At 28.9% G+C, this 16,339-nt stretch carries 16 protein-coding genes; 5 read left to right on the top strand and 11 right to left on the bottom strand.

Translation table 11 applies throughout. The annotated features are described in order from the left end of the window. Nucleotides 1-64: 64 nt before the first annotated feature. Both FVE77_RS04525 and FVE77_RS04520 read right to left on the bottom strand, forming a co-directional pair. A complete protein-coding gene (locus FVE77_RS04525; protein WP_026746615.1) occupies nt 65-1,018 on the bottom strand; it encodes a DUF4037 domain-containing protein in 954 nt (317 codons plus the stop codon). A gap of 22 nt (nt 1,019-1,040) precedes the next feature. Next, entirely contained in the window at nt 1,041-1,871 is an 831-nt protein-coding gene (locus FVE77_RS04520) for a tetratricopeptide repeat protein (protein ID WP_026746616.1), read from the bottom strand. 261 nt (nt 1,872-2,132) lie between these two features. On the opposite strand from FVE77_RS04520, the gene FVE77_RS04515 reads away from it, so the two are divergent. Further along, the gene (locus FVE77_RS04515) at nt 2,133-3,053 is read left to right on the top strand and encodes a cation diffusion facilitator family transporter (RefSeq protein ID WP_026746617.1); all 921 of its coding nucleotides are present in this window, start codon (nt 2,133-2,135) and stop codon (nt 3,051-3,053) included. Nucleotides 3,054-3,553: 500 nt separating this feature from the next. Here the strand turns inward: FVE77_RS04515 and FVE77_RS04510 are convergent, their stop codons facing one another. From FVE77_RS04510 to FVE77_RS04495, 4 genes are all read right to left on the bottom strand, one after another. Beyond that, nucleotides 3,554-3,898, bottom strand: a complete 345-nt coding sequence (locus FVE77_RS04510; protein WP_232052962.1) for an MliC family protein — start codon at nt 3,896-3,898, stop codon at nt 3,554-3,556. Between the two features lie 141 nt (nt 3,899-4,039). Continuing rightward, a complete protein-coding gene (locus FVE77_RS04505; protein WP_026746619.1) occupies nt 4,040-5,410 on the bottom strand; it encodes an MATE family efflux transporter in 1,371 nt (456 codons plus the stop codon). Between the two features lie 35 nt (nt 5,411-5,445). Continuing rightward, nucleotides 5,446-6,030 (bottom strand): D-sedoheptulose 7-phosphate isomerase, encoded by a 585-nt coding sequence (gmhA, locus tag FVE77_RS04500; protein ID WP_026746620.1) that lies wholly within the window; start codon nt 6,028-6,030, stop codon nt 5,446-5,448. Between the two features lie 44 nt (nt 6,031-6,074). Then, on the bottom strand, nt 6,075-6,968 hold the full coding sequence (locus tag FVE77_RS04495; RefSeq protein WP_026746621.1) for a LysR family transcriptional regulator: 894 nt from the start codon (nt 6,966-6,968) through the stop codon (nt 6,075-6,077). 401 nt (nt 6,969-7,369) lie between these two features. Between FVE77_RS04495 and FVE77_RS04490 the strand changes: the two genes are divergently transcribed. From FVE77_RS04490 to asnA, 3 genes are all read left to right on the top strand, one after another. Beyond that, nucleotides 7,370-8,152 carry a nucleotidyltransferase domain-containing protein gene (locus FVE77_RS04490; RefSeq protein WP_026746622.1) on the top strand — a complete coding sequence of 261 codons (783 nt, stop codon included), beginning with the start codon at nt 7,370-7,372 and terminating at the stop codon, nt 8,150-8,152. 424 nt (nt 8,153-8,576) lie between these two features. After that, complete coding sequence (locus FVE77_RS04485) at nt 8,577-9,326, top strand: class I SAM-dependent methyltransferase (protein ID WP_026746623.1); 750 nt, start codon at nt 8,577-8,579, stop codon at nt 9,324-9,326. A 210-nt stretch (nt 9,327-9,536) separates the two neighbouring features. Further along, nucleotides 9,537-10,553 (top strand): aspartate--ammonia ligase, encoded by a 1,017-nt coding sequence (asnA, locus tag FVE77_RS04480; protein ID WP_026746624.1) that lies wholly within the window; start codon nt 9,537-9,539, stop codon nt 10,551-10,553. Nucleotides 10,554-11,015: 462 nt separating this feature from the next. Here asnA and FVE77_RS04470 read toward each other — a convergent pair whose 3' ends face one another. From FVE77_RS04470 to FVE77_RS04450, 5 genes are all read right to left on the bottom strand, one after another. Continuing rightward, on the bottom strand, nt 11,016-11,744 hold the full coding sequence (locus FVE77_RS04470; protein ID WP_026746625.1) for a gamma-glutamyl-gamma-aminobutyrate hydrolase family protein: 729 nt from the start codon (nt 11,742-11,744) through the stop codon (nt 11,016-11,018). Between the two features lie 40 nt (nt 11,745-11,784). Beyond that, the gene (locus FVE77_RS04465; RefSeq protein ID WP_026746626.1) at nt 11,785-12,768 is read right to left on the bottom strand and encodes a dipeptidase; all 984 of its coding nucleotides are present in this window, start codon (nt 12,766-12,768) and stop codon (nt 11,785-11,787) included. A 51-nt stretch (nt 12,769-12,819) separates the two neighbouring features. After that, entirely contained in the window at nt 12,820-13,782 is a 963-nt protein-coding gene (locus tag FVE77_RS04460; RefSeq protein ID WP_026746627.1) for a S66 peptidase family protein, read from the bottom strand. Between the two features lie 46 nt (nt 13,783-13,828). Next, nucleotides 13,829-14,320 carry a YhcH/YjgK/YiaL family protein gene (locus FVE77_RS04455; RefSeq protein WP_026746628.1) on the bottom strand — a complete coding sequence of 164 codons (492 nt, stop codon included), beginning with the start codon at nt 14,318-14,320 and terminating at the stop codon, nt 13,829-13,831. A gap of 99 nt (nt 14,321-14,419) precedes the next feature. Beyond that, nucleotides 14,420-15,397 (bottom strand): tRNA dihydrouridine synthase, encoded by a 978-nt coding sequence (locus FVE77_RS04450; RefSeq protein WP_026746629.1) that lies wholly within the window; start codon nt 15,395-15,397, stop codon nt 14,420-14,422. A gap of 558 nt (nt 15,398-15,955) precedes the next feature. On the opposite strand from FVE77_RS04450, the gene FVE77_RS04445 reads away from it, so the two are divergent. Then, the gene (locus FVE77_RS04445; RefSeq protein ID WP_006804646.1) at nt 15,956-16,204 is read left to right on the top strand and encodes a hypothetical protein; all 249 of its coding nucleotides are present in this window, start codon (nt 15,956-15,958) and stop codon (nt 16,202-16,204) included. Nucleotides 16,205-16,339 lie beyond the last annotated feature (135 nt).

The raw sequence follows: 16,339 nt of genomic DNA, 5'->3' as shown, positions 1-16,339 counted from the left end.
CAATTCTCCTATTTTAAAATCCAATATTCTTTAATTTTGTTGATTGTTTTTTAAATTTTCTATTTTAATCCATCGCAGGATTCCAGTTTCTTAATTTCTCATCTTCAATTTTATTTTGCACAAAAGGCCCATAATCCTGTAAAAAGTCGCTTGTTAATTGTCTTGGAACAATATTTTGATTTTTCATTTCCAAAATTACATCGGCACTTATTTCTTCAATAATTTGAAATTTTCTATTAACCGCACTAACTGGTAATTTTACTAGCTCTTCAATTAAAAAATACGTTTTTTCTCCCAAAATTTTCAAATTTTTTAAAGCTCTTGGCATCCATTTGTAAAAAAGTTTATATTTTTTATTCAATAAAAAAATTATATGTATCGCTTCATTTATAAACTCAGTTTCCGCCAGCCTTGCTGCCACAATTTCATTTCTTTTCATACATCGTAAATAGTTATACTGCCCAGATTGTGCCATTTTCATACATCTTGTGGCAATTTTATTAAGCCGTATATCTTCTGGAAAATATTTTTCCAAATCATTTCTAATCTTTGTAAATTGTCCTGAATTATCCATAAAAATTTCTCCATTAACCGCCGTTGCTAGCAATTCTTCTGGGATTAACCGCCAATCATACAAATTCTCAGGTGCCTTCACATCTCCCAAAAACTTGAAAAACCAGTCATCCATATTAAGGACACCACGCCGTCCATCTCCAAACTCGCTCGCATTTAATGCTCTAAAGCCCAAAAACTCCTTTGGCAATTCATTAAGCCTTTTCTGCAAATTTAGTCCATATTTTTCATAATCTTCTGGACTCAGCCAAATACAGCAGGACGGCCCAAAATCGTGATCCTGCGAAATTTCATCATCAAACCCAAAACATTCTGAACCTTCTCCCGCAAGTCCAGCCGCCATTTTTTCAAAAACTTCTGGAAATTCACTTTTTATAACTGGAAGATAAATTTCTTCAAAATATCTTTTTGAAAGTTCCAGTCCTTTTATTTTATTTGAATCCATTTTTTCTCCTTATTCCAAAAATTTAAACCATTTTTTCCTTCACAATTTCAATATTTTCCAAAATATTTTTGTAGTTATTACTTTCTTTACCAAACGTCTTTTCACAAATTTCAGCACTTTCCTCAAATAATTCCAATGCTTTTTCGTATTCATTTTCTGCAAAATAAAAAGTCGCCATATTGTTAAGGACTGCTGCATACAAGTTATGAGCTTTTCCAGCTTCCTTTTCGATTAGTTCCAGTGATTTTTGCAAGTATTCTTCAGCTTTTTCCTTGTTTTTCACTTTCAAATAAGGCTGTACAAGGTTACTTAGCGTAATTGCATACTGGATAGGATTTTCTCCAACTTTTTCCAATACTTCCAGACTTTTTTCCTGCAATTCAATCGCTTCCTCATATCTTTCAAGTTCCTGATAAAATAAAGCCAAATTATTACATACGCTTGCATAAACATAGTCATTCTGCAAATTATTACTTTCATAAATTTTCATGGTATTAAGGTACATATCTTCAGTTTCATCATATTTTTTCATAAACCTGTAAACTTCAGCTAGGTTCAGGCTGCAAGTCGCATACGGAATACTGTCCTTGCCATATTTTTTCTCAATAAAGCCTTGTGCCTTCAGCAAAGCATCTTTCGCCGTGTCAAACTCCCCAACATATTTAAGAGTCCCCCCAACTTCATTCAAAATTTTAATATTTTCATCACTTTCCTCACCAAAAACATCTTCTGTAAGTTCTGCTAATTCCTTTAATACTTTAACCTCTTCCACAACATTCCCCTGCTGCATAAGTTCTTTTCTCAAGTTTGTCAATTCGTTTATTCTGACTTTTTTTTCAAATATATTTGACATTTTATATTTCTCCTTTATCTTAGAATTTATTGCTTAACTTTGGTATTGCAAAAATATAATTTGAATACATTTCAATTTTAAATTTATTATTTCTAACAAAAGTTTACCATACAAAATTGCAATCTGCAACAATATTAAAAATAATTTTAAGATTTCAAAACAGTTTTACTATAAAATAAAATTATGTTGTTGAAATAAAAAAACTCCTATTATATAATAAAAATAAATTAAATATTTTTAGAGGAAAGAAGGAAAGATAAGATGAATAAAGAAAAAATTGATTTTAAGTATCATCATATAAAGCATTATAAATATCAGGCTCAATCAAAGAAAACTTTGATAACTTCAATTTTACTGACATTATTTTTTGCTTTAGTTGAATTATTTGGCGGAATATTTAGCGGCTCACTTGCGCTTATTTCAGATTCATTTCACATGTTTTCAGATGTCGTTGCACTTTTATTCAGCATTGTAGCAGTATTTTATTCAGCCAAAAAGCCAAACAAGAATTTTACTTACGGATTTTTAAGAATTGAGATAATTTCTGCATTCATAAATGGACTGGCTCTTATGATAATTTCAGTCGGAATAGTTATTGAAGCTGTAAAACGGCTTTTCAATCCAGAGCATGTTGATTTTTTTACAATGTTTACAATTGCAGTAATCGGACTTTTGGTTAATATAATACTTATGTTTGTGCTTATGAAAAGTTTGAAAAAAGAAAATAATCTTAATGTAAAAAGCGCTTTGTGGCATTTTTTAGGCGATACGTTAAATTCTGTCGGAGTCATAATTGCGGCGATTATTTTGAAATTAACTAACCTTGTTATTTTTGATATAATAATAAGTGTGATTATAAGCATTGTTATTTTTACTGGCGGATTAAAAATTGCAAAAGAGGCGTTTTTTATTTTAATGGAAGCTGTTCCCAGTGATTTAGACATTGACGAAATTCATGCTAAAATTCTGACAATTGATAAAATAAAAGATATTCATGAATTCCATTTATGGAATATTTCTGAAGAAAATATAAGTATTTCATTCCATATTTTACTAGATGAGTACAACGGTGTAAATGATTATGAAATTGTAAATGATGTGGTAAAACTTCTAAAAAATGAATACGGAATAGAGCATGTAACAGTTCAGATTGAAAATCCTGAAATAAATCCACATCTTTAGTTCTTCTTTTAATATTGCCTGAAATCAAACTAATACTAAACCCCTTTTAAAAATAGGAATAAATTTTTATAATAGAGTTGTTTGATAATTAATTTATAATCATTCAACTAAATTATTTTTTGGATATTTTATTAATAAATATTTTTTCATATTACTATGTTTTTTCTTTTTTATTTCCGTAGGATTGCTCATTGCCGCAAATCCTACAACCTATGGCTAGTCTACGACATTTTTCTGAACTGCCAAAAAACTCGCTATGCTCAGACAGTTTTGCCAGCACAGAAAAATGCTCCGACGGATTAATTTATACTAGAATCTGTTTAAAAAGTAAAAATTATGTTTTAATCATTTGAAAATATTAAGTTTTATCCCTTGATTAGAAAAATTTGTAATAAATTCGTTATTTAAATGGGGAACAGTATGAAACATAAAAAACATAGCCTTCAGACTTTCTTCTAATCTGTCAGCTATGTTTTTCAATTAATTAAGAATAAATTTTGTTATCTTCTTGTGCAAGATTTTTCAATACCATTAGGTCCTCTATAAATAGCATCTTTTCCGCCTTTGAAGAATTCTACATTTCCATTTTTAGAAACATATCTTGATCCACTACCTGATGTTGCTACCTTAAGGTTGTAAACATTTCCTGCTTTAGTAACTACTCTGGCAGTATTTGTTGCTGGATAAGAAACTGTTATTCTTTCAGAACCGCAAGTATATGATTCTGAAGCTACCTTTCTTGCAGCAGGTCTTTTCTTAGCTGTTGCGGCAAAACTCATTCCTCCAATTAATGTCATTACAGACAATACTAGCATTGATTTTTTCAATAATTTCATCTTCATCATTCCTTTTCTTTAAATTTTGTTTCAACAGTAATATACCACATAAAACTGTTAAATTCCTTATAAAAAGCTATTTATTCAAAATGAAATCATAATAAAATTCCTTATATGAAAATCTCTTTAGCATATAATTGTAAAAACTAGCTAAATACCACTATTTATTGATGTTTTTACATTCAATTCCAATTTATATTTTTCCAAAAATTTTTTAACATATCTCATTAAAAATAACGACCTTGCAAATGAAAAAACTATGAAAGATAACCATAATCCATGATTTTGATATGCTGGTATTACTGTAAAATACACTATTAGAAAAATTACTAACGATTGCAGCATTGAATTTCTTATATATGCTGTTTCTGTAGCACCTGTAAAATTTCCATAAATTACTAATCCAAAGCTTACAACTATTGGAAATGCAGCTATCCACATTTTATACTGATTTGCAGTGTTTATAACTTCTGTATTCTTTGTGTAAAATAATAGCAGTTTTTCACCACCTAAAATAAATGCTGTACTTAAAAATGCTGAGATTATGATACAAAGATGAATTGACTTTCTCATTACCCATTTTAGTTTTCTAAAATCCTTCTCTCCGACTGCTATACCCGAAAATACGCTTGAAGCGTTGGCAAAGCCGTCAAAAATGTATGACATCAGATACTGAACCTGAAATAATATGGAATTTGCAGCCAATATAATTTTTCCATTGTGTGCAGCTTTTTCCAAAAATAAATTTGTTGTTACCAAAAGGCACACTGTTCTTAATACCAAATCCAAATTTACCGCTCCAACCTTTTTTACTTCAGCTTTGTCAAAAATTTCTTTTAAATTTATATTATGTAAAATTTCCTTTAATGAAAAAGTCTTTAAAATTATAAAAACTGATAAAAGAGTTGTTGTTATTTGAGAAATCAAAGTAGCGGCCGCCACTCCTGCAACATCCATTTTCAGAACTTTTACAAAATATATGTCCAGAGCAATATTTACAAAATTTGTCATAAGCTGCAAAACCAGGCATTTTTTTATTTCCTTACGTCCCATTATCCAGCCTAAAAATGTATAATTTAGGAGCACGAACGGTGCTCCCCATATCAAAATATTAAAATAGACTGCTATATATTCCGTAATTTCCCTGCCAGCATCAAAAAAATGTGTAAATCCCCATAAAATAGGTTTTTGAAACAAAACAAAGAAAATTCCCAATAAAACGGAAATTAACACTGGACGTACTAGAACTGTAATTTCTTCCCTTCTGTTACTTTCTCCAAAAGCTTTTGCAGAATATCCCGATGTGCTGACACGTAAAAATCCAAAAAGCCAATAAATTGTATTAAAAATCGTTCCTCCAAGTGTTACCCCACCTATAAAGACTGGATTTGAAAGATTTCCTACAGCTGCTGTGTCAACAGAATTTAGCAAAGGAACTGTCAGCGTTGATAATGTAAATCCAAATGCTAATTTCAAATATTCCCAATTTCTAGTTTTTTCTATATTTACACTTTTTTTCATCTTCCTCCTTGAATTTACAAAAAGCATTGTTATTTCTAGTAATTTTCAGGAAATAAAATTCTTTCTACACCTTCAATTATAATATGTAAAATCATCATGTGAACTTCCTGAATCCTGTCTGATGTTTCTCCAGGAATTATAAATTCATAGTCACATGCTCCCTTCAATTTTCCACCATCTTTTCCAAGTAATGCCACTGTTTTTAAATTTCTTTCCTTAGCTGATTTAACAGCTTCAATTATATTTTTAGAATTTCCCGAAGTTGAAATTCCAAAGAAAAAATCACCTTCCTGTCCAAACGCTTCCACTCCTTTTGCAAAAATAAAGTCAAATCCATAGTCGTTTCCAACGCATGTAATATGTGAAGAATCGCTAATACTTATAGACGGCAATGCTTTTCTGTCTTTTCTAAATCTTCCTGTAAATTCTTCAGCAAAGTGCATTGCATCACAGTTACTTCCACCATTTCCTGCAATAAGCGATTTTTTACCATTTTTGTACGCTTGTGCCAGCTCCTGTGCAATTTTTTCTGTTTTTTCAATATTTTCCTCATTTTCCACAAATGCCTTCACAGTTTCAAAAGCTGTTAAATACGAATTTCTGATATTTTCTTTTAACATAATTTTCCTCCTAAAATTTATTTATAAATTATCTGTTTAAATTACTATTTATTTTTTACTGAAAATAACGCTGGTGTAATTTTGTAATCCTTAACAAATTTCACAAATTTGGAAATTCCAGGTTTTTCTCCATTTTCACGGATATAGGCAATTTGAAACTTATCTTCAGATTTTTCAAAGTTATGAATTACTTTTAATGTGCCTTTTTCGATTTCCTCATAAACGCTGTAATACGGCAGAACGGCAAAACCAAGCCCACTTTTTATAAGGTTTTTCATCGTTTCAATACTTCCATTTATGACAATTCTGTTTTCAAAATTAAATCCTATTATTTTTTCAAATAAATCCAAGTATTTGCTTGTCAATACAGTATCCCGCTTTAACAGCTGCATTTCCTTTAATTCATTGTAATCTGATATTTTTTTCCCTGCCACAACGACAAAAGGATATTCCTCAGTTTCAATAACTTTTATTTCCTTATCTTCAATGAAATATTCCTCCATTAAAGCAATGTCAACTGTTCCTTCTTTCAGATGTTTTACAAGGGATTCACGATTTTTGATATACAAATCAAATTCAATTTCAGGATTATGTTTCTTAAATTCCACCATAATTCTTGGCAGTACAGGCTCTCCAATATTATGAGTTGCCCCTATGCAAATTTTCCCTTTGCCATAATGCGAAATTTTTTCCATTTCCTTTTCCACTCGCAAAATCTTGTCAAAAACATCCTTTGACATTCGATAAAGCTCTTTTCCCGCAAAAGTCAACCTAAAATTTTTAGAATTTCTTTCAATAAGCTGGATTCCAAGTTTTGTTTCCAGTTTTTTTATTTGTATTGATACCGCAGATTGACTTATAAATAAATTTTTTGCAGCTCTCGTAAAACTCTTTTCCTTGCACGCCTCAAAGAAAATTTTTAAATGATGTACATCCACACTTATTTCTCTCCAATCATATATTCTTTGTATTATTATAACTCATACATATATTTTTGTCTAGTAAATATAACATCGAAGAATGAAAGAATTCATTTAAAAATTACTTTGCTTAATGATTAGATTTTTTTGGAAATATTTTATTCAAAACTTTAAACACTTGTTTTAAAATGCATAAATATTATATCATTATTTATTTTGACAATCAAATTATTTCCGTTTTGTTGTAAATATCTTAAATTAAAATAATAAAACTTGTTAAAGTTTCAATTTTAAACAAAATAATAATTTCAAAACACCTTTTAATTATTTCTATCTATCAAAAAATTATAGAAAAATCTAATATTTAATGATAGAATACAAACATTAACATAATTAAATTTGTAAAACTAGGAGGAAAAATGGTAGAACAATTATTTAAAGAACTGTCTTTATTGGAAGAAGTTGAAGCAATTGCATTAGGAGGCTCACGAGCGGGAGAAAACTATGATGAAAAATCAGATTACGATGTGTATCTTTACGTAAATTCCCCAATTAGCGAAGAAAAAAGAAAAAATATTCTAAAAAAATTCTGCAGTTATATGGAAATTGGAAACAGCTTTTGGGAATACGAAGATAATTGTGTCCTAAATAACGGAATCGAAATAGACATTCTTTACCGAGACATGAAAGATTTTATGAAAGGTATCGAAAGGGTTGTTGCTGAATATCACCCAAGCAATTCTTACACAACTTGCATGTGGCACAATCTAATTACTTGCAAAATTTTATATGATAAAAACGGGACTCTTGAAAAATACAAAAACAAATATACCATAAATTACCCAAAACAGCTAAAAGAAAATATTATAAAAAGACAGCTGGAATTAATAGACTCTTCAATGCCAGCATACCCAAACCAAATAAAAAAAGCAATTTCAAGAAAAGATTTTGTCAGTATAAATCACAGAATAACAGAATTTCTAGCTTCATATTTTGACTTATTATTCGCAATAAACGAGATAACACACCCTGGTGAAAAACGTTTAATTCAACTTTGCAAAAAACAATGCAAAATCTTGCCTGAAAACTTTGAAGAAAATCTAAATTCTCTTTTTTCACATATGTATTCAGAAGAAAATCAATCTTTATTAATGAATGATATAGAAAATATTGTAAATAATATAAAAAAGATTTCTCACTAAATTCTTAAATAGTTTTTTTATTACAAACAGCCTAATATTTATTTGACAAACTAAAACAATTTCAATTTATATCTAATTATTCAGTTAAATTAATAAAAGGGTAACTTTATTTTAGATTTTTCCTTTTTTTAAGCATAAAGAGTATCAGTTATCGTCCCTTTCACATCGCAATAACAGTTATTCCTATATGCTTTACATGTTTATGAGTTAAATGTTTAGGTGATAGTGTTATGCACTAATCCCAGCTCGTTTGATCATTTAATATTGTAATTTAGAATAAAAATAATATAATCATAATGTTTTAAAACAAAATTTAAAAATAATATCTATTTTTTTATTTATATAGTAATCATCTACTTAATTTAAAAAAAAATTCACTATAAATATATTTAATTTATACAATAAAAAATTAAAGGAGAGCACTATGATAAGAACCAATGAGGAAAAATTTCTGAAAAAATTGAAAGAAAATATCAATATTGAAAGCTTAAAAGGAGAAGAAAAAATTTTTTCATATGTAAACAGGAATTATCTTTTAGGAGATAATAAAAAATATATGAATATGTATGATAAATTATCATTCTGGTATGATTTTGGTGAAAAATGGATAGGACTGCTCAGATATGGGAATACAATTTCTGAAATGAGAAAAAATCTTATGGAACATCTGGAATGGAAAAATGGTATTTCTGTTTTGTACGTTTCCATCGGTACTGGAAAGGATTTAAATTTTATTCCACAGAATGTTGATTTAAAATCTTTAGATTTTACAGGTATAGACATTTCCCGTGGTATGTTAAAAAAATGTCATTCAATTTGGAGAAAAAAAACAAATCTCGCACTAGTAAATTGCTGTGCAGAAGATTTACCTTTTAAGGACAATGTTTTTGATATTGTTTTTCATGTAGGAGGAATTAATTTTTTTACTGATAAGGCTCTAGCTATAAAAGAAATGATCCGTGTATCAAAACCTGGTTCAAAAATAATGATAGCAGATGAAACCGCAGATTTTATTGGAACTCAATATAAGAAAAGTATTTTTACAAAAAATTACTACAGGAATACAGATTTTGATTTAAGTGAAATTCAGGAATGCATACCTGAAAGTGTAAAAGAAAAGAAGACAGACTTTTTATGGAATAACAGATTTTATTGTATTACATTCAGAAAATAGATAAAACAGTATTTTCATTCTCAACTTTAAGATAAGAGGTGTTGTTTTAGAAAAAATTGGCACAATTAATATTGCAATTTAAGTTAAAAAAATCTTTTATCTGAGTATTTATAAATATTCTTTTTAAGAAAAAGAAAAAATTTGACAATAAATAAGAATTTTGATAACATTTACAGGTAGAATAAAAAAACTGTGAAAGAAGGAGAGTATATGTCAAGTATTATAATTCCAAAAAATTATGATCCAAAATACGGGATTATGGAAACAGAAATTGCTATAAAAGTGGCAAAAGACTGTTTTGAGAGAGAGCTTGCGAAAGCATTGGACTTAACAAGAATTTCTGCACCTATGTTCGTTAGAAAGTCAGCAGGAATTAACGATAACTTAAATGGCGTTGAACGTCCTGTTTCTTTTGAAATGCTGGAAATGCCAGACACAACATTGGAAATTGTGCATTCACTTGCAAAATGGAAAAGAATAGCACTGAAGCAATATGGTGTAGAGGCTGGAAAAGGTATTTATACAGATATGAATGCCATTAGAAGAGATGAAGATCTGGATAACACTCATTCAATTTATGTGGATCAGTGGGACTGGGAAAAAGTTATTTCAAAAGAAGATCGAAATTTGGACTTTCTAAAGGACACTGTAAAAAAAATATATCAAGTCTTTTTAAATGCAGAAAAAGAATTGACAGACAAATTCAATAAATTTGAAAAATTTTTACCAAAGGAAGTAACATTCATTACTTCACAAGAACTGGAAAATTTATATCCTGAATTGACTCCAAATGAAAGAGAAGACAAGTTTGCAAAAGAAAAAGGTGCAATTTTCATTATGCAAATTGGAAAAGTGCTGGAATCAGGAGAAAAACACGATGGACGTGCTCCAGACTATGATGATTGGGAACTAAATGGAGATTTGATTATGTGGAATCCAATTCTTGACAGTTCGTTAGAATTATCATCAATGGGAATCCGTGTAGATAAAGAGGCGTTAGAACGTCAATTGAAGGAATTGAACTTAGAAGAACGAAAAAATCTTGATTTTCATAAAATGCTTTTAAATGATGAATTGCCATTGACAATCGGTGGAGGAATCGGACAGTCAAGAATTTGCATGTTTTTATTACAAAAAGCTCACATTGGGGAAGTTCAGGCTTCAGTTTGGACTCCTGAAATCGTAAAAGAATGTAAAGAAAATGGAATTAATCTTTTATGGTACTAAAATAAAAAATCTGAAATGAAAAAAAGTGAATTACTAATTAATTTTAGTTTTTCACTTTTTTTTAAATATATTATGCTAATAATACTATTCCTCTGTCCTGCACATATATTTCTTAATAACATTCCTTTCAATATTTTTTTACATTCCATACGTTACGTCATTTCCATCTTTATCCTCACAACGAACATTTCCATTACGGCGTTCATAACAGTGTATACCTCTTTCTCTTCGATACTCTGTAGCTTTTTGCTACTCTCTTGGATCAAACAATTCACATCCAGTCAAACTTAATCCCAGCAAAATTACTGTTAAAATTTTAATCAAGTTTTTCATACCTTTTTACACTTCCTTTAAAATATTTTAGTTGTTGAAATTATACTAGATATTTTTTATAATATGCTTTCATTATCGTTTTTTTTTTTTTTTTGATTAGAATTCCATTATATAATTTTAAAATATTTTTTATTTCCCACAACTTTCAATAAATTTATCAAAAATCTCTTGCATTTTCTCATTGCCACGAACTGCCATCATTTCAGGATGCCATTGTACTGCGTAAAAGAATTTATGATTTTTATTTTGAAAAGCTTCTATTATCCCATCATTTGCTTTTGCAATAGCAGTCAAATCATTTCCCAAATCTTTTATCATTTGATGATGATAAGAATTAATTCTTGTTTTTTCACCAAAAATTTCAAATAAAATATTGTCTTTTTCAATATTTATATCGTGTGTAGGCAAGTCAGGAAGCCACTTTTGCATGTGATTGACAGTTGTGTCTATATATTTTACATCTTGATACAAACTTCCGCCAAAATAGATATTTGCAATTTGCAATCCACGGCAAATCCCCAAAATAGGCTTTCCAGTTTTCATAAACTCATCCAAAATTGTAAGCTCAAATTTATCCCGCTCTGGCGTAATGCTCCCAACTTCCTGCAGACAGTCCTCTCCATATAAAATCGGATCAGGATCTCCTCCTCCAGAAAGCAAAAGACCATCTAAATGCTGAATTTGTTCCCTTATAACTTCCATATTTTCTGTTATTGGCAAAATAAACGGTATTCCTCCAGCGTTTATAATCGCCTTGCTGTAATCCACAGAAACTATTGTCTTATGATCATTCAGTCTTTTGGGGTTTAATTCCAGCGAAGTAGTAATTCCTATAATTGGTTTTCTTTTATTGTTCATTTATTAAGTTCCTTTCTTTTCTCAATTTTACTATTATTTTTTATTTGGAATTTCTCACTCTTCCAAAAAAGTCAATAAAGTTTTTATACGTTACCATCTCAATCTCATTTTCGGAATATCCTCTTTTTTTCAAGGCGTTCTTAACATTTCCTAACTCTGTAACATCGTGAAGACCAAGAAGTCCATCAGCCTCTTCTCCTTCTGGAGTATAGTATTCCGCAAAGTCAAGTCCAAATCCGACTTTATCCAGTCCAATTTTTTCAGCTACATACTCTAAATGATTTAAAAGCATTTCTAGATTTTTCTCATTTTCATTTTGACTGACAAAATTGTGGTAACTGTTCATTCCGACCATTCCTCCTCGCTCACCAATACATAAAATTTGATCATCAGTCAAATTTCTCATTGACGGACAAAGGCTTCTGGCATTAGAATGTGAAGCAAAAAAAGGCTTTTTAGAATGTTTGGCAATATCCCAGAATGTTTTATCGTTGGCATGGGAAACATCAAGCAGGATTCCCAATTCATTGATTATTCTCACAGCATCAATTCCAAGTGAAGTCAATCCCCTGTTTTTATCTCCGCTCTGCCCTGTTGCAAAAGCGTTTGTTTCATTCCAAGTCATTCCAATATGTCGCACACTAAGCTGATTTAATAAATAAATATAGTCAAGTTTATCTCCAATCCCTGGAAGCCCTTCTATCCCAAGCATAACCCCAAACTTTTTATCTTCTTCCTTAGTAGTTTTCCAATTTTCAAAAATTTTAAAATCAGATGGCTCTTTTATAACCTTTATCAAATCTCTTGCATGATACAATTCCTCAGTCATTGCTCGCAAATCTGCAAAAAAATATTCTTCAGCATTCTCCACTTCATTTACATTCAAATAAATAACAAAAATTCCTCCAGAAAGACCTCCTTTTAAGAATTTTTCTTTATATTTATTTCTAATAACATCTTTATTTCCCTTCTGATATTCCCAAAAATTATCTGTCCACACATCTGCATGCATATCAAAAAACATTGATTTTTTCCTTCTTTCTATGTAAATTTATTTATACTATTTTCTGTACTTCTATTTTTCAAAATAAATTTCATTTATATTTTCATTAATCTTCAAAGTACATTTTGCTCCCATCGGCATTGTTACCAAGTCAGGCTTTTCATGTCCACTTTCAAGTCCATAAATTACAGGCTTTTCATAATCCTTGAAAAAATCTTTTAAAAAGTCCATTAACTCATAATTTTCCCCATAAGTATTTTCACAGCCCGCAAAATTACCTAACAAAACCGCATTACAGTCTTCAAATTTTCCAGCATATTTCAAATGTGTCATCATTCTGTCAATTCTGCTGATTTCCTCTTCAATTTCCTCAATAAAAAATATTTTTCCTTTTGTATCAATTTCATAATCTGTTCCTAAAGTTGTAACAATTATTGAAAGATTTCCGCCAGTTAATTTGCCGTTTATTTTTTTATTTTCAAAATCTTTTTTATACAGAAGTGAAGTTTCTTTTTCTGTTCCAGTTTTTTCATCTATTGGATTTTTAAATAACCATTTTTCACCTTTTTTCTTATCCAAAGCATTAAAAAAAGATTTTTTTGTAAACTCATTAAAATCATTAAACATATTCGATTTTACCATAGGACCGTGAAAAACTCCCAAATTACACTTCTGATTAAAAGCAATACTCAAATTTGTAACATCACTATAACCCACAAAAACTTTAGGATTTTTCTTTATCAATTCATAGTCCAGCTTATTCAAAAGTTGTGAAGCACTAAATCCGCCCTTCACACAAAAAATTCCTTTAATTTCATCATCAGAAAAAGCCTTGTGTAAATCTTTTGCCCTAATTTCAGGCGTTCCCGCCATATATCCTCCAATATTCTCAAAAAGGCTTTCCCCTAAGACTGGCTCAAAACCTAAGTTTTTCACAGTTTCTTTACATTTTTCAATATCTTCTGAAAAAATAGGTGAAGAAGTGCAAACTAAAAACACTTTATCTCCTTGTTTCAATGGCTCTGGAAAATACATCTTTAAACTCCTTTTTTATTATTTTCTTTAGTTATAAAGTTTTGTTTTAAATATTCATTTTATTGATTTCAATTTTAAAAACAACTTTTGTAACAATTTTTCTTATATTCCCAGAATCATCATTTTCAGAAACATTAAGTTCAGGCTTGTGAACATCATTTGGAAAAAGTACAAGCACATCTCCCTTTTTCATAATTACATCAAATGCTTTTTCTCCTTTTAGAATTACTAAATCTTTTTCAAAATCAAAACTTTTTTCATTCATATTTTGAATATTACCAATTGCAACTCTTTCAGTTCCATTAATCATAATTTGTACATCTAGATATTTTTTATGACTTTCCCAGAATTTCTCATTTTCCCCTTTTGTAAAATATTTTCCAACATTCATCTTAATATCATTGTATTCCACATCATAACTTCCATGTACAAGTGATAAAATTTTGTTCTCGTTTTTTTTCGCATATTCAATACAAAATTGAATATCCTTTGCCAAATTTTGGTTTTGTACTTCATCATTCACATTTGTAAAAATCATTTTTGCACTCTCCTTTAAAAAAATCACAGTTAATTCTCAACTGTGATTATACCCTTTTTTATTAAGAATTTCAATAAAAAAACTTATTTAAAACTTTATTTACAACATTTCAATCATCTTTATTTTTTGAACAATTTCTTTTTCCAAAATAATTTTATCAATTTTACTTTTTAAATTTTCATCATAAAAGTTTTCAATTACTGCAATTTCCCTATTTCTATTCAAATTTTTATCCCAAAATTTTTGAAAATATGGACGTAGAAATTTATTTATTTCAAGCACAGCCTTCATTTCCCCTTTATTTTTCACGATATTTTGCAAATGTTCCAAAACAAGTGATTTTGTTTCATCAAAAGTTTGAATAGTGTTTACTTTTCCAGTCTGTAGAAATTCCCTTGCTTGTGAAATTAACCAAGGATTTCCAATTATTCCTCGTGAAAGTATTATACCGTCAAGGTTGCAGGAGGCTATTTTTTGCTGTATTTCAGAAGGCTCAAATAAATCGCCGTTTCCAAAAAACTCAACATTTCTTGGCATTTTACTTAGTTTTTCAACAATTTCCCAGTTGGCAGTTCCAGAATACATTTGCTTTTGAGTCCGTCCATGCACACATATAAAATCAAGATTATGCTTATTTGCCAAATTCAAAAATATTTCAGGATTGTCAAAATCTTTATAGCCAACACGTATTTTTATCGAAATTTCAGCACCAATATTTTGCGTTTCCAAAAGAACCTGATCAACTAAGTCAGCGTTTTCAAGAAGTGCTGAACCTGCCCCATTTTTTATAATTTTAGGCTGTGGACATCCCATATTTATATTAATTTTTCTAAATCCCAAATTTTTCAGCTTTAAAATTCCTGAAATCAATTCTTCTTTATCTCCGCCAAAAATTTGTGTTCCAGTTCGCTGTTTATAGTCACATTTTAAAAGTTCATTTATTGTAGTGTCATCCTCACGATTTAATAAATTAGCATTTACCATTTCTGTGAACAAAAAATCTGGATCAAATTTTTCAAGTATTTTTCTAAAAGAATAATCTGTAGTACCAGCCATTGGGGCAGTATATATTTTCATTTTTTCTCCTACTTTTTTTTATTTTATATTATATACTCAAAATTATAAAAAAGCAAATTGAAAAAATTACTTACATAGTAAAACTTCTTTAAAACCGAACTCAAAAGCTATGACTATTTTACTCAAACCTTAAATTTATATAATTTTTAGCAGTTCCATTTTAAATGAACCGAGTGTATCTTAAACTAAACTCCAACACTATACCAAATTATACTTTTTACCTAATATTTAATTAAAAAAAGTCTTAGTGCATTTTAAAATTTATGTTTTTTTATTCTGTAAACAACTTCTAAAAACAACAGTTATTAGTTTACTATAAATAAAAACATAATTTTTTTAAAAAAATAGTTGACATATTAATTTTTTTGTTGTATAATTAGATTGTAAAAATGAGGAAAGCAATTTACCATAAAATTATAGAACACAAAATTTCAAAAAGAATAATTGTAAAATTAAACTGTTACAATTAAACTTTAGAAGTATTATTCTATTAAAAAGTAATTATATTGCTTACTAAATTTAAAAAAATTTAATATAAAAAACAAGGAGTGATTTAAGATGAAAAAATTAATTTTAGGAATCTTTTTAGTATGTGGAATGTTAGGATTTTCAAGATATGTTGTAAGTTGTAGGGTTACAGATGTTAATTATAACTCTTCAACATGTAGAAGTTTAGATTCTGGTAAATACTTTACATTTACAGATGGTATTTTTGATAGACTTGAAGAAGGTTATACTTATACAGTTGAATTTTATGGAAATGGTTATAACAATTTATATTTAGAAGATGCAGAATTTGTTGACTAAATAAAAAATTTATAAAATAATGTTATAGAAAACTCTTGTAAGAAATAAAATTAAAAGGCACTTGGAGAAATAGTCTTAAAAGCTATTCTCTGAGTGTTTTTTATTTTTGAACGTCATAAAAGGATTTGCCAAAGA

Source organism: Leptotrichia hofstadii (genome assembly GCF_007990525.1).
Taxonomy (GTDB): domain Bacteria; phylum Fusobacteriota; class Fusobacteriia; order Fusobacteriales; family Leptotrichiaceae; genus Leptotrichia; species Leptotrichia hofstadii.
Note: the sequence above shows the minus strand (reverse complement) of the source record. Positions and strands in the feature narration are given on the sequence as shown.